Annotated in this window: 11 protein-coding genes; all 11 read right to left on the reverse strand. The window is 45.5% G+C overall.

All coding sequences use genetic code 11. From position 1 onward, the window contains the following. Positions 1 to 56: 56 nt before the first annotated feature. Positions 57 to 3,467 (reverse strand): PAS domain S-box protein, encoded by a 3,411-nt coding sequence (locus QUA74_RS03740; protein WP_333325063.1) that lies wholly within the window; start codon positions 3,465 to 3,467, stop codon positions 57 to 59. Positions 3,468 to 4,368: 901 nt separating this feature from the next. Further along, positions 4,369 to 6,402: an ABC transporter ATP-binding protein gene (locus QUA74_RS03745; protein WP_333325065.1), complete on the reverse strand. Its 2,034-nt coding sequence runs from the start codon at positions 6,400 to 6,402 to the stop codon at positions 4,369 to 4,371. 58 nt (positions 6,403 to 6,460) lie between these two features. Next, positions 6,461 to 7,672: a transposase gene (locus QUA74_RS03750; protein ID WP_333325067.1), complete on the reverse strand. Its 1,212-nt coding sequence runs from the start codon at positions 7,670 to 7,672 to the stop codon at positions 6,461 to 6,463. 230 nt (positions 7,673 to 7,902) lie between these two features. Further along, positions 7,903 to 8,412, reverse strand: coding sequence for a hypothetical protein (locus QUA74_RS03755; protein WP_333325068.1), 510 nt, complete (start codon positions 8,410 to 8,412; stop codon positions 7,903 to 7,905). 330 nt (positions 8,413 to 8,742) lie between these two features. Continuing rightward, a complete protein-coding gene (locus QUA74_RS03760; protein ID WP_333325071.1) occupies positions 8,743 to 9,009 on the reverse strand; it encodes a hypothetical protein in 267 nt (88 codons plus the stop codon). 99 nt (positions 9,010 to 9,108) lie between these two features. Further along, complete coding sequence (locus tag QUA74_RS29805; RefSeq protein WP_445251619.1) at positions 9,109 to 9,195, reverse strand: hypothetical protein; 87 nt, start codon at positions 9,193 to 9,195, stop codon at positions 9,109 to 9,111. Between the two features lie 53 nt (positions 9,196 to 9,248). After that, complete coding sequence (locus tag QUA74_RS03765; protein WP_333325072.1) at positions 9,249 to 9,545, reverse strand: DUF3574 domain-containing protein; 297 nt, start codon at positions 9,543 to 9,545, stop codon at positions 9,249 to 9,251. Positions 9,546 to 9,862: 317 nt separating this feature from the next. Beyond that, positions 9,863 to 10,210 carry a hypothetical protein gene (locus QUA74_RS03770; protein WP_333325075.1) on the reverse strand — a complete coding sequence of 116 codons (348 nt, stop codon included), beginning with the start codon at positions 10,208 to 10,210 and terminating at the stop codon, positions 9,863 to 9,865. Positions 10,211 to 10,543: 333 nt separating this feature from the next. After that, positions 10,544 to 11,626 carry an ABC transporter ATP-binding protein gene (locus QUA74_RS03775; protein WP_333325077.1) on the reverse strand — a complete coding sequence of 361 codons (1,083 nt, stop codon included), beginning with the start codon at positions 11,624 to 11,626 and terminating at the stop codon, positions 10,544 to 10,546. 125 nt (positions 11,627 to 11,751) lie between these two features. Next, positions 11,752 to 12,615, reverse strand: a complete 864-nt coding sequence (locus tag QUA74_RS03780) for a carbohydrate ABC transporter permease (protein WP_333325080.1) — start codon at positions 12,613 to 12,615, stop codon at positions 11,752 to 11,754. Positions 12,616 to 12,686: 71 nt separating this feature from the next. Then, positions 12,687 to 13,595 (reverse strand): sugar ABC transporter permease, encoded by a 909-nt coding sequence (locus QUA74_RS03785; RefSeq protein WP_333325083.1) that lies wholly within the window; start codon positions 13,593 to 13,595, stop codon positions 12,687 to 12,689. Between the last annotated feature and the right edge of the window lie 4 nt (positions 13,596 to 13,599).

Consider the following 13,599-nt stretch of genomic DNA (forward strand, 5'->3'; position numbering starts at 1 on the left):
AAAAAACTCTGGTTTTTCCAACTGACGCACCTTACTAATTTTGCCGACCAACCAATTTAATTTTCTGTCCTTTTAATCGGAATCTCGATTATAAATTCAGTGCCTTTCCCCACCACCGAGAAACACTTAATTTCACCTTTATGTTTTTCGACAATAATTGAATGGGAAATAGCTAAACCCATCCCCGTTCCAGAACCGATCGGTTTTGTAGTATAGAAGGGGTCAAATATCCGCTGCTTGACTTGCTCGGTGATACCTGCACCGTTATCAGCAATTCTAATCACAGCCAGAGTACCTTCAACCTCTGTACGAATGCGGATAATTCCCTGCTTTTCGAGCGGTTGTTGTAAAACGTCAATAGCGTTAGCGATAATATTCATAAACACCTGATTCAACAGTCCGGCGTAGCACTCCACCCGTGGCAATTGTCCGTATTCTTTAACGAGTTGAATTGCGGGGCTATCGGGCTGAACTTTCAGACGGTGTTCTAAAATCATCAATGTGCTGTCGATGCCTTCGTGAATGTTAACCTTTTTCATGTCAGATTCATCAAGGCGAGAGAAATTCCGCAAACTCCTCACGATATCCCGGATGCGAGTAGCTCCCATCTGCATAGAAGACAGCATTTTCGGCAAGTCGTCTAGTAAGAAATCCATTTCTAACACCTCTATTTCCTCCTGAAGAGCTGCAGAAGGTTCCGGGTATTCATCTCGATACATTTGCAGCAGTTTCATTAGGTTTGTGGTGTATTCTTCTGTGTAGGTAAGATTGCCGAAAATAAATGTGACCGGGTTATTGATTTCGTGGGCGATTCCTGCTACCATCTGACCGAGACTAGACATTTTTTCTGCCTGTACGAGTTGAGTTTGAGCTTGCTGGAGTTCGCACAGAGTTACTTCAAGTTTTGCAGCTTGTTCTTGGGCTACCCGAGCTGAGTCGACGCTTTTAGTGTAAAGTTCAGATTGACTGATGGCGATCGCCAATTGATCGCCAATTGCCTCCACTAACTCCACTTCCTCTTTTGTCCACTTGCGTACCTCGCTGCAAGAAACGCAGCCAACAACACCAGTTAAACCCCCGGCACTTTTAATCGGTAAATCCAAGACAGACTTGCAACCAAGCTCCAAAAAGAATTTTTGTTCTACGGGATCGCTGAGAGTTGCAACATCATCTATTTGATAAACTTCCAAATTAGCGATTTTTTGCGGCAGCGTACCCGTTATGTCAGCAGGGAAATAACCCAAAAGAGAGAACAAATCATCATTTTTAGCTTCGTGGACGACATCCCAAGCAGGTGGCGAAGCATCTGGCAAATACCAGATAAACACACAGCGATCGACTTGCAGCAAGTCGCGAATCTGCTGCACAGTTGTTGCCAAAATAGTATCTAAGTCTAGAGATTCGCGGATATTGCTAGCTAGCTGGTTCAGCAGTGCTTCCTGCTCCGCTAACTTGCGGAATCGCGCTTCCGAAGCTTGCAATTTTCGTTGAGCTTCTTTTTGTTGTGTAACGTCCAAACCCAAACCGATTAAGCCTATCGCGGTGCCGTTGGCCTCTTTTACCTTAGCTTTAATTACCTCTAAATGGTGATTTTTACCGTCAGCAAACTGAATAATTTCATCAGCATAAAAAGGAGTATCTTGACTCCAGACTTGCACGTCAGACGCCATGCAGTTAGCAAATGCTTCCGCTCCCAAAATTTCTGAAGAGTGAGATGCTGCCAAAAATCTTTCTTCAGGAACGTTCACAGATTCGCAAAAAGTTTTGTTAACCAACAGCATCTTGCCTTTAGTGTCAGTCAGCCACACCCAAATGGGAGCGTTGTCAATAATTGCCCTCAAGGTTTGCTTTTGTCTGGCGAGAGCTTCTTCTGTTTGTTTGCGCTTAATTCCCAGGGCGATCGCATCCGCTACCGAGGCAAAAGCCACCAGCGTTGATTCCTTCAACTTGTGCCGAGAAAATAGAGCGATTACTCCCACTAACTGATTGTCAACAATTAGCGGATATCCCGCAAAAGCCACCATTCCTTCTCGTGAGGCCCATTCTTTGTCGTGAAGTCGGGGATCTTCTTGCACAGAATTAGTGATGTGAGGTTTTCGCTCCAGGGCGATTAAACCAATCTTGAACTCGCCGACAGCAATGCGGGTGTAAGCGCCGTCAATGCCAGTATATATCCCCGCGCTTGCTTCCAGTTCCAATACATTTTCCTCTTCATTCAGCGTCCAAATCCGAGCAAAGGCAGCATCCAAATGGCGCACAACTGCATCGGCGCAATATTGTAAAGTTGCAAGCAAAGTCTGGTTTTGAGTTAGAGCAATTCCCACATCTGCTGTGAATACAGAAAGTTTCAATTGTTCTGCTAAAGCTTGTTCTGCTATTTTGCGCTCTGTAATGTCCGTAGCAGCACCAAGACGCTGCTTAATTTTTCCGTCCTCTGTTCTGCTAAATACAATATTCCGGCTGACTAACCAGTGCCAACAATTCTGTCGATCGCGTACCCGGTATTCGTACTCAATAACTTCGCCGTCGGGAGCATTTTCTAATTGCTGAAAATATCCGGGAAATTTAGCTAAGTCGTCAGGGTGGATGATGGTGGGCAGTAGATTGCTGCCCATGTTTTCAACTTCTGCGCTCGTATAGCCGAGGGTGTCACTGATTTCGCGGTTGCTGTAGACATTTCGCTGCTCACTTTCATCGTAAACAAAGAGAAGATTCGGACTGGTATTGGCAATTCGCTCAACAAAACGCTGACTCTCTTGCAGCGCTGCTTCTGCTTGTTTTTGAGCGGTAATGTCGCGGCCGACACCATAGATCAATTCTTCCTCGTAGAAACGGGTAGCAGTCCAGGCTATCCACTTGTAAGAACCGTTGCGACAGCGCCAGCGGTTTTCAAACCCAACGGTATTATTCCCCGCAGCAATACTTTCAGCTTCTTTTAAAGTAGTTTCGCGATCGTCTGGATGCACGAATTCAAGGAAGAGTTGGCCAACCATTTCTCCTGGGGAATAGCCGAGTATTTTTTCTGCTGCTGGGTTGATGCGTTTTACATAACCGTCAAAACCAAGGACGCACAGCAGATCTAGCGACAGGCTAAAAAAGCGATCGCACCCGTCGGGATTGCTGGATGGGCGATCGTCCGCTAGGGCCGAAGAAGCGTTTGAGCGCGCCGATACCGCGAAAAATACAATATTTGTTATGGCCAAAAATCCCAGGGCGAGTGGGCTATCGTAGAAATTATCACCGCTGCCAGCTACCAGCCACCCGTTTAACACCAGCAGTACAATTATCAAAATTGAGAATACACTGCCAGGGGCGATCGGCGCTACGCTGATTTTTTTTTCATACTGCTTTCTAGATTCTGCTTTTTGTATTGTGGTGACTGCTGCCGTAATTTTTCTCCACAACACTTGCAGCAATTTCACCAATTTAGTGCTTTTGGATTCTTCTAGTGGAACTGAATGTTTCATTTTTTTACTCTAGAGTTACTTTGAGTTTTGCTGATTTTAAAAAAATTACACTAAAGATTTTTAAATATTATAAATATTTCCTATTTTGCGAACTCTAGTATTGGATAATTGCGTAAATTTACGCAACACAAGCCGATAATTAAGTGTTGTTACGGAAGTAGCAACCAATCTCTTTTTAGCTGGGGTACGCATTTTCTAATTTTTCCGACTCATAGAGAGAGTTTACTTATAATACTACGCGACATATTGTTGTTAGTCATTGGACATTTGGCCTAATTTAGCTAGTCCTGGACGCACAAACTCGCACTCCTGGGTGCAGAACCTAATTATGTAGGCTGCGCCTGAAGCTGCTTACCGCGTTAGAGTAGCGTGTTATACCCCAGTTTTTTCGTCTAGAAATAACTGGGTTTGATGTAGGAAAATACTGCGTGGAGCGCCCTGGCTGTGGGTTGAAAAACCGGGAATATTAGTCAAGTTCAAGCAGGTTGAATTTGACCATAAATTATGAAGTTAAAATAAAGATCAACTGCTAATTTGTGAAGAAAAAATGAAAAAAATCTTCGTAAGCTGTTCTGGATTTAAATTTTATGTCAAAAAACAATACAACTCTTGTGGGGAGTAGGGGTTGGGCGTCTCGCCCGCCTCGAATATGCAATTTAAATGCGCGACAGGTTAGCAGTTTTTCGTTGCCCGATATGTTCGCGCGTCAGCCCTAATTAGTACAGGACTTACGCACAGCCTCAATATATAGTGTTTTGTAAGGGCAAACCCCCCGTGGTTGCCCCCATACATGGGATGATTGCGTCAGTCCTATAGTAATTGGGAACTTGTACGATCATCGTGTAGCCGAAGTATTGGTAGCGGGCAATTGGTACTTGATACGAGTTTAAAACACTAGATATTAATTTTGTTCTGATTCATCTGCAGGCGATGGGGCCCAAGCAGCTTGGCGACCTAGTTGCTGTTGCCGAATTCGCTCCAAATTCCCCGCAGGAATAGCAGCTATAAGTTGTCGCGTGTAAGCTTGCTGCGGTTGGCGGTAAATGCGCTCGGCAGTGCCAATTTCCTCGATTTTACCTTTGTTCATGACGATCGCCCGATCGCTCATAAACTTGACCACGCTCAAATCGTGAGAAATAAAAATATAAGTCAGTCCAAACTCTGTTTGCAACTCCTTCAGCAAATTTAAAACTTGCGCCTGCACCGACACATCTAATGCGGAAACGGACTCATCGCAAATAATAAACTTAGGATTCAAAGCCAAAGCTCTAGCAATACAAATTCGCTGCCGCTGTCCGCCCGAAAACTCGTGAGGGTAGCGCCGCATAAAATCGGGATTTAAACCCACTCTCTCCAACACATAAGCCGCGCGATCGCGCTGTTCTTTTTGGTTCTTACCAAAGCGGTGAATCACCATCGGTTCCATCACCGCATCCCCAATATTCAGGCGCGGATCCAGAGAACTAAAAGGGTCTTGAAAAATGATTTGCAGATCGCGCCGCAGCCACCGCAATTTGCGATCGTACTCTTTTTGCATCCGATAATTAGCCATCCACTGCGATGCCGAACTACTTTTCGCAGGAGGCGTAATTTCTTGACCTTCAAAAAACACTTTACCGCTGGCGATCGGAATTAATTGCAGCAAAGCTCTCGCCAAAGTTGATTTCCCGCAGCCAGACTCGCCCACCAAACCCAAAGTCTCGCCCGGATAAACCTCAAAAGAAATATCGTTTACCGCCATAAACAAGCGTTGAGTTTCGCCAAACATCCCCTGCACCGGAAAACCGACGCGCAAGTTATTAACAGCTAGCAAAGGGCCGGAAATATGCGGCAGCCGAGGCGGTTTTCCTGTTACAAAAGCGGGATTTTCCCCGCTGTTGTCGCTGTCTAAATCGGCATTTTTCTCGACAATTACTAATTCGCCGCTAGCATTTGTGGTGACATCCATAAAATCGGAAACGGTCGGCAAGCGGCGCATTTGCCGATCAAGAGTTGGGCGGCAAGCTAATAGACCTTTTGTGTAAGGATGTTGGGGATTGCTGAAAATTTGTTCGATCGCACCGCACTCAACAATCTTGCCTCGGTACATCACCGCCACCGTATCGCCAATTTCAGCAATGACGCCCAAATCGTGGGTAATAAAAATCATTGCCATGCCTCTAGAGTCTCGCAACTCGCGCAGCAAAGCTAAGATTGTTGCCTGCACGGTTACGTCCAAAGCCGTGGTCGGTTCATCAGCAATTAATAAAGTTGGATTGCAAGAAATGGCCATTGCAATCATCACGCGCTGAATTTGGCCGCCTGAGAGTTCGTGGGGATAGCGATCGAGCATAGCTTGTTTTTGGCCGTTGACGAGCTGCATCAAATCGCGATCGTCCTCCATAACTGCTTGATTCCCCGCAGCAGCCCGGGAGTGCTCTTGCTGCAAAGCCAAACACCGCTGCCTGAGCTCATCGTCGCCCGGTAGCAGCTTCACTTCTTGCAGCAGAGAAGCAGCTTTGCGCCGCGCTTCTGTCTGCGACACCTTTTGGTGCAAACAAATGGCTTCTGTGAGTTGAAATCCGATCGTATAAACGGGATTGAGCGAACTCATCGGCTCTTGAAAAATCGTCGCAATCTGGCTGCCCCGGTATGTTTGTTTTTCCCTGTCCGGCATTTCCAGCAGATTCACAGGCCCATTGCTAGCGCCGTCTTTTGTCGAATAAAACCAAATTTCGCCATCGATTTTCGTTGACGAACTCGACAGCAAACCCATAACAGCGAGGGATGTTACCGATTTTCCCGATCCCGACTCTCCCACGATGCCCAGAGTTTGCCCTCGCTTGACCTCAAACGAAATGCCGTCAACCGCTTTGACTGTTGCAGACGCATCGCCTGCGTCCGCAGATTGAAATTCAACTCGCAGGTTGCGAACTTCTAGGACGGTTTCACTCATGGAGGTCTATGGCAAAAGTTAAATGGAGATTAAGTGGATTGTAGCAGGGCCTGGTAAATTACCCAGCACTGACCTGAGTACAGGTACAGTGTGGGCTTTCAATAGCCCTGAAATGATCTTGCACATTGCAAAACAATCTCGAACCTTCGGGCTTATTTACGAAAGCCCCAATAGCAGCAATATTCTTACTGCCGTTTAAGTCGGCATCACCTTTCCATCCACAATGACCACAAGCGAACTTTTTCCCATTCCTATAAGACTCACCCTTTACAGGATGAATGTGATTGCACTTGTGGCACATTTTGCTGGTGTATCTAGGCTCAACAAACAGAATCTTTACGCTATGCTTTATAGCTTTGTAGATGAGGAATTGACGCAACTGAAAGAACGCCCAGCTATTACTAAGTCTCCGCTCTTTCTGCGAGCGTGGCTGCTGATTTGTGCGTTCCCTAATTCCCGTCAAATCTTCCAAAGCGATAACTTGATTTTTGTTTTGAGCGTTGGTTACGATTACGATACGGTGACTGATAGTGTGATTTACTAAGGTCTGAAAGCGTTTTTCCTTGCCCGACAACCGTTTCAACAATTCTCGACATCTACGCCGAGAGCTGCGTGTGCCTTTCGTGGCTTTTCGCTGGATATTTGCTCTCAACTTGGCATAATGATTTCTAACTTTGGTAATTTGTTTACCGCTAAATGTATCTCCATCAGAAGTAACTGCAATATCAGTCCTACCCAAATCACAGCCCAAAACTTGATTGCTGGGTGGAGGATCGGCTGGCTGAGATTCAAGCTGAATATTAAGATAGTAACTGCCATTTTTGCGTTTGCACAAAGTAGCCGTCTTGGGGTTTTGACCTTTCAATAATCCAAGTTTGTAGTTCCCGATAGCCAGTGCAAACCGCTCCCTACCACCAGTAGTAGTCAAACTTACTGTCCAATCTTTTTCCCTAAAAGAAAAGATACGGGGATCGTAAGTGACGCTAGTAGGAGCAAATTTGTTAACAGGCTTCCCATCTTTTTTAGCTGTTTTTCTGTTGCCAGAAACCCGTCTAATAGCATGGATTGCCAACTGCGCCGAGAGTCCAAACATATCTCTGACATTGTTATATACCAAGGATTGCATCGCCAATTCATTTGTCCGAGTTGGCGACACAGTTTGATTCACATATTCACAAGCACTCGCGAACGCCTGAAGGGTTGCATCAATTTTGATGGACTGCTCAGGCGCTACTTGGAGCTTGCAAGATACTGTCAGGACTTGTTTCATGACAAGATTGTATCAGGTATTGAAGGCAGAAGGCACGGGGAAAGTTTTAAGATTGCTTCGTTCCTCGCGAAGCGTGGCAATCTGAAAACTCAGAGCTAGTTATAGCGGCTCTCAATCAGGTGAGGTACTCGCCGGCTTTCTTACCAATTCCCCAATCGAAAATCGAAAATCCCAATCAGTACCTCACTCAATTGACAATTGCGATAAGTGCCTTCTGCCTGCACTTTTCCTTAAAAACCGATGACTTGAGTGTCAGCAGGCAGTGCAGTGGCCTCGGAGACCTTTTTAAACACAGTTGCCTGCTCGTTTAAGGAATTAGGTCTGGCCTGTCCGGGATTAGTGCCTTGCAACTGAAGGCGCATTTGACCTTCGGGAGTCAATTCAAAAACAGTCTCAACGGTTTCTGTGCTGCTGAGGCCGACATCAATGTGCATCGGTTTTTCACCGAGATTAACTTTGTACCTCATTTCTTTGGCGCGGGCTGCTCCGTCGGGGCCTTTAGCCATGAGAAACAATTTGCCTTCTGGGGCAAAGACGAAGGTGAAAGACTGACCGGAGGGGACTGTGCCTTGCCATTGACCTAGGAGTTGCGTGTCAATGTTGCTGGCGGCCGGGGCTGTAGCTTGAGCAATTGTTGGTGCTGCTGCGGATGCCGGGCCGAGTGAGGTGTTGAAGCTAATGAGGATGCCCAAGCAAAGGCTACCTGCGATCGCTTTACCAATCATTTTTGAATTAGACATGAGACCGATCTAAAAATTGGTTATTTGTTTTGTACACTGTAGCGGTAAAACCGTACTTTGTTTAGTTTAAATCTCTTTTAGGGATAGATATAGTTTGAGGTTCAAACCTGCAACGCAGTTGTCATCCCCGGACTAAAGCTTTTCCTGAGCTTGTTGAAGGGTCACGGGGCTTTCAGTTTTTTTTATTGTAAAATCCAATACAAATCCGGCTTAAGCTGCACAGTTCGCTGTTCTGAGTTGATTGTTTTTAACTCAAAACAGCTAATTGACTATTGGCTTCGATCGCACCCCCAGATAGTTTGGCCGATCAATTACATTAATAGTCTTTCATTAATTTTTTTCAGTATCGGGTTCGACTTGTTCTGTCGGAGATTCCGGCGCGGGTTCCTGTGGATTTCGCGATCGTTTCATGCGATCCAATGCCTCTGCGTAAGACCAAGCCACGCTCACAAGAAAAGCTTTCGCCATGCCGGACAAATTTTGTGTATCCTCGCTTTTGGGCGGTTCAGCTTTTCGGTTGCCGTCGTTCATCATGTTTTTGTTTTCTCCCGGCCAGGTTTTTTTAGCGACTTGTTGCAGTCTGCGATCGATACCCACCAATTATGATTTTTATTGCACCCGCACCCTACTTATCTTTGAGGGTATGACCTTGATTAGCACAAATAATATCATAAATACGCTGATTCGATGACCGCATCAGAAAGAAACCTTCACTTCGCTGGTTGCCCGCAGCACCGACTCTTGCAGAAAAGTGCGCTTGTAAGGTTCGATAACTTGATTAATAGCTTGATTTTTTTCTAGCTACTTTCATAAATTAAAATAACTATTTTAGAGTTTTATCTAATCCGAACTCCCGATCTCTTGAGCAACTGCCCAGAGTCCTCTAATACGGTTAGCCCTTCCCGAAACCGAGGGGTAATAACTGCCTTGACAAATTCCTGCCATTCTGATTCAGAAATTGTCTTGCCTCCCGGTTTAGTTAAGCCAAAATACAGTTCATCTTTGAGGAGATTTGTTTGCTTGGCATTAGTATCTGAAGTTTCACGAAGTTGAGCGCGGGCAAGTGTTGCCGGACAAACAGGCAGGATGAACAGCAGGCCGGTCAGGCAAAGACTGTGAAGATGTTTATTCATCTCACATCTTGCACCATTCTCGCTTAACGGGCTCTGGGGCCCGTTCCACAAAAGATAAATTTTCTTGTGGAACAGGCCGGAAAGCCTGTTCATAAAAGGCTAATTGAGAATGGTGCAACGTATGAGTTCATAGGACTTCGTTTGAGTCTTGAGCGCTTTCAACCGCCGAGTCTTATAAACGGGGTTTGTCACCCAAATTTGATATAATTTAACATAAAACGCTTCCCACCCAAAAACCCAGTTTCACAAGAGAAACCGGGTTTTTGAATGTCAGTCCTAGTTTATTTATGCTCGCCTACTTGCTTGCGTCTGCCCTATTAATCCTTTAATTCGCGGATACTTCTCTTAGCAGTGTCTTGGTACATCTCGCCGAATTCTTTCACGGCTGCTCCTGCTTCTTGCCCAATCTTCTGAGCTCGATCGCCCGGAGAGTCTGAGGTTTCGCGAGCTTCTTGTCTCCATTCCCGCGTTGTTTGGGGTCTTTCAGTATTGTTTAGATCCGCTTTTGAGCTGGCTTGCGTGCCGAAAGCTTTGTTACTATGTCCCGCATCAACATTGGTGGTCAGCAGCAGAAAACCGACCAGGACAACACTCAAAAAACTCTTGATTTGAAAGCCCTTAAGCAGGGAACTGATGCGAGCAATGGCTGTGGAAATCAAATTCATCTCGGTAATACTCCCTAAGTTGATTGGTGATAATTTTCAACATTTTTTCATCAAATTGACTCGCTCCAAAATCCGTAGCTAATGCGAGGGTAAGCCAACTTAGCTTCAACTTGCGATTAACCACCTAAAGCGAGTTATAGGTTAGCGATAAAATCTGGTATACACGCTACCTATGTGTCAGCCAATTAGCTTTTTCACACATGAATATCACGTTAACAGCAGGCAAATAGTTCTACCTCTAACTAAAGTCATAACTTAGTTATAAGCAAAAAAAATATTTTTCAGCACAGGGTTAGACAATTTTTAATCAATCATGCTATGCAGGGAAAATTTTTATTGCAAGCGATCGCCCGTTTTCACGTCAAACCAGTGCAGCAACTGAGGCGGAAAAACCAGCTCTACAATTTCTGAATTCCAGTGGCGGTCATTGGGCAGCAAAGCCCGCACCGTTACAGAGTCCACACCTTTAACTCGGACGCTAACTAAATTTTGCATTCCCAAGTTTTCCACTAAATAAACCTCACCTTTAATTGCCTCTGAACCCGGCAGCTTGCCGGCCTCTACATCTGCAAAGCCGACGTGTTCCGGGCGAATTCCCAATACAATTTCTGGAGGCACAGTCGGCATATTTGGGAGTGGAACTCGAAAATCCCCCAACTGAGCAAAATTGCCCTGGCATTTAAGCACGAGCAAATTCATTTGCGGGCTGCCCACAAAACCAGCTACAAACTGATTTGCAGGACGAGTATAAATTAAGTGTGGCGGATCGAGCTGCTGCACGTTGCCACTGTTGAGAACTGCGACTTTGGTAGAAAGCGTCATGGCTTCGGTTTGGTCGTGAGTTACGTACACTACAGGAGCTTTTTGGGAGGAAAATAATTGTTTGAGTTCGGCCCTAACTTTTTCCCGTAATAATGCGTCGAGATTGCTCAAAGGTTCGTCGAGCAAAAATACTTCCGGTTGGCGCACTAATGCGCGGCCGAGGGCTACTCGCTGCCGCTGTCCGCCTGATAGTTTTCCTGGTTTGCGATCGATTAATTCCGTCAATCCGAGGGATGCTGCAACTTCTGTCACTAACCGATTGATTTCACCGGAGGAGATTTTGCGAAGTTTGAGGCTCGATGCCATATTCTCGTATACTGTCATGTGCGGATAAAGCGCGTAACTTTGAAAAACCATTGCAATATCGCGATCGCCCGGTCTGAGATAAGTGACATCGCGATCGCCAATTCTAATCTCGCCCCTAGTCGGCTGTTCCAACCCTGCAATTAACCGCAGCGTCGTAGATTTGCCACACCCCGACGGCCCCAACAAAGTCAGAAATTCCCCTTCGCTGACATCCAAACTAATGTCTTTTACGGGAACAACTTTAGGGCTGTAGGTTTTATTGAGGTTTTTTAGTTGCAGTTTTGCCATGATTTTTAAAGTGTTGAGTGTTGACTGTTGACTGTTGACTGTTGACTGTGTTGTTTGACTCGTTTCCAGGCAGAGCCTAGGAACCAGTTCAATCTAAAATCTAAAATCTAAAATCTAAAATCGATTTATCCTTTTACCGCCCCCGCAGTTAAACCCTGAACGATGCGCCGCTGGAACACCAAAACCAGCAAAACCAAGGGCAAAGTTCCCAAAACGGTAGCTGCGGCGATCGGGCCGTAAGGAATCTCAAATACTGACACCCCGCTAAGTTGAGCCGTGGCGACGGGGATTGTTTTGAGAGATTCGCGAGTCATAAATGTTAGTGCAAAAATAAACTCGTTCCAAGCTGAAATAAATGTCAAAATTCCAGTTGTGACTAACGCGGGAAATGTCATCGGTAGCACGATTTGCCACAGCATTTGGAAAGTGTTGTATCCGTCAACTTTAGCGGCATCTTCCAAATCTTTTGGCAACTGTTGAAAGAAACTTCGCATCACCAAAATTGTCAGGGGCAGATTGATCGCAGTGTAAGGAATAATTAAGGCTAAATAATTATTGCCTAAATTCAAAGCTTTGACAATTTCCAGCAGTCCCAAAAATAGCAGCACCGCCGGAAATAGGGTAACTATCGTCACAGTTGCCAGGATGATTCTCTCGCCCCACAACCGCAACCTGGCCAAAGCGTAAGCTGCGGGAGCGCCTACTGCTAAACACAGTAATGTTGAAGTAATGGAAACAAAAGCGCTATTTAAAATGTAAAGTGCAAACGGGCGGCGCTGGAATAGGGACAGGTAATGCTCGAAAGTAATTCGTTTGGGAATGTAGACGTTGGGAATCGCGGAAATATCTGCATTTACTTTAAAAGAAGTTAGCACCTGCCAGATAATAGGTGCGAGGAAATATGCCACAATTAAGAGCGCTGAGATTGGCAAGATTAATTGCCGGATGTCAAAGGTTTTTTTGCTAGGTTGTTCGCGGGCGATCGACATAATTTATACAAATGAAAGGAACGTGCAACTGTTGGTTATCTAAAATTCAAAATCCAAAATCTAAAATCGTCTTAGTTTCCTCCTGCTGCATTAGTGCGGGCTCTCGATAACAGGTAAGCGGCGATCGCAACTGCTGCCACTAACAGCAAAAAAGTACACACCACCAAAGCCGCGCCATACCCAAAGTCTAAATACCTCATTACCGTGCTGTAAATGTAGATAGAAACCGTCTCCGTTGCCCCCGCCGGTCCCCCTCCCGTCATCACCTGAATCAAGTCAAAAATGCCGAAAGATTGGGCAAATCGAAACAGCAAAGCAATCACAATTTGCGGCATCAGCAGGGGCACGGTAACTTGACGGAAACTCTGCCAGCTACTCGCGCCGTCAATAGCGTGTGCTTCGTACAAATCACCTGGAATTGATTGCAATCCCGCTAGTAAAAGCAAGCTGACAAAGGGCGTAGTTTTCCAGACATCGGCTGTAATCACTGCCATCATTGCCAAAGTCGGATCTCCCAACCAGCTAATGCTATTTTGAATCAATCCCAAACGCCTCAAAATGTCGTTAATTACGCCGTATTGGTCGTTAAAAATCCACGCCCAAGCTACTCCCATCAATGCAGTCGGCAGCGCCCAAGGTAGTAGGGAGATTGTGCGAACAATGCCACGCCCTGTGAAAGATTGATTTAAAACTAAGGCAATGCCCATACCGAGAATTAATTCCAGTAAAACAGAGGCGACTGTAAATACTGTGGTGTTGCCTAAAGTTTGCCAGAAACGCCCGTCGCCTAACATTCGACTGTAGTTAGCAAAACCGGAAAAAACCAGTTTTAATTCTGTACCGAGGTTTTGGGTGAATAAACTCAGCCAAAAAGCGCGTAATATTGGGTAAGCAAATACTAGGATCAGAATTATCAAAGCTGGTGCTACTAATATCCATCCGGTTTTTTGTTCGCGCTGTCGCATCTTGTCTAATTGCATATTG

It is taken from the genome of Microcoleus sp. LAD1_D3, assembly GCF_036702135.1.
Lineage (GTDB): Bacteria > Cyanobacteriota > Cyanobacteriia > Cyanobacteriales > Microcoleaceae > Microcoleus.

Bases quoted from the DNA above. Each gene is read 5' to 3' on its own strand.
- QUA74_RS03740 (WP_333325063.1), bottom strand. From the start codon at position 3,467: ATGAAACATTCAGTTCCACTAGAAGAATCCAAAAGCACTAAATTGGTG.
- QUA74_RS03745 (WP_333325065.1), bottom strand. From the start codon at position 6,402: ATGAGTGAAACCGTCCTAGAAGTTCGCAACCTGCGAGTTGAATTTCAA.
- QUA74_RS03750 (WP_333325067.1), bottom strand. From the start codon at position 7,672: ATGAAACAAGTCCTGACAGTATCTTGCAAGCTCCAAGTAGCGCCTGAG.
- QUA74_RS03755 (WP_333325068.1), bottom strand. From the start codon at position 8,412: ATGTCTAATTCAAAAATGATTGGTAAAGCGATCGCAGGTAGCCTTTGC.
- QUA74_RS03765 (WP_333325072.1), bottom strand. From the start codon at position 9,545: ATGAATAAACATCTTCACAGTCTTTGCCTGACCGGCCTGCTGTTCATC.
- QUA74_RS03770 (WP_333325075.1), bottom strand. From the start codon at position 10,210: ATGAATTTGATTTCCACAGCCATTGCTCGCATCAGTTCCCTGCTTAAG.
- QUA74_RS03775 (WP_333325077.1), bottom strand. From the start codon at position 11,626: ATGGCAAAACTGCAACTAAAAAACCTCAATAAAACCTACAGCCCTAAA.
- QUA74_RS03780 (WP_333325080.1), bottom strand. From the start codon at position 12,615: ATGTCGATCGCCCGCGAACAACCTAGCAAAAAAACCTTTGACATCCGG.
- QUA74_RS03785 (WP_333325083.1), bottom strand. From the start codon at position 13,595: ATGCAATTAGACAAGATGCGACAGCGCGAACAAAAAACCGGATGGATA.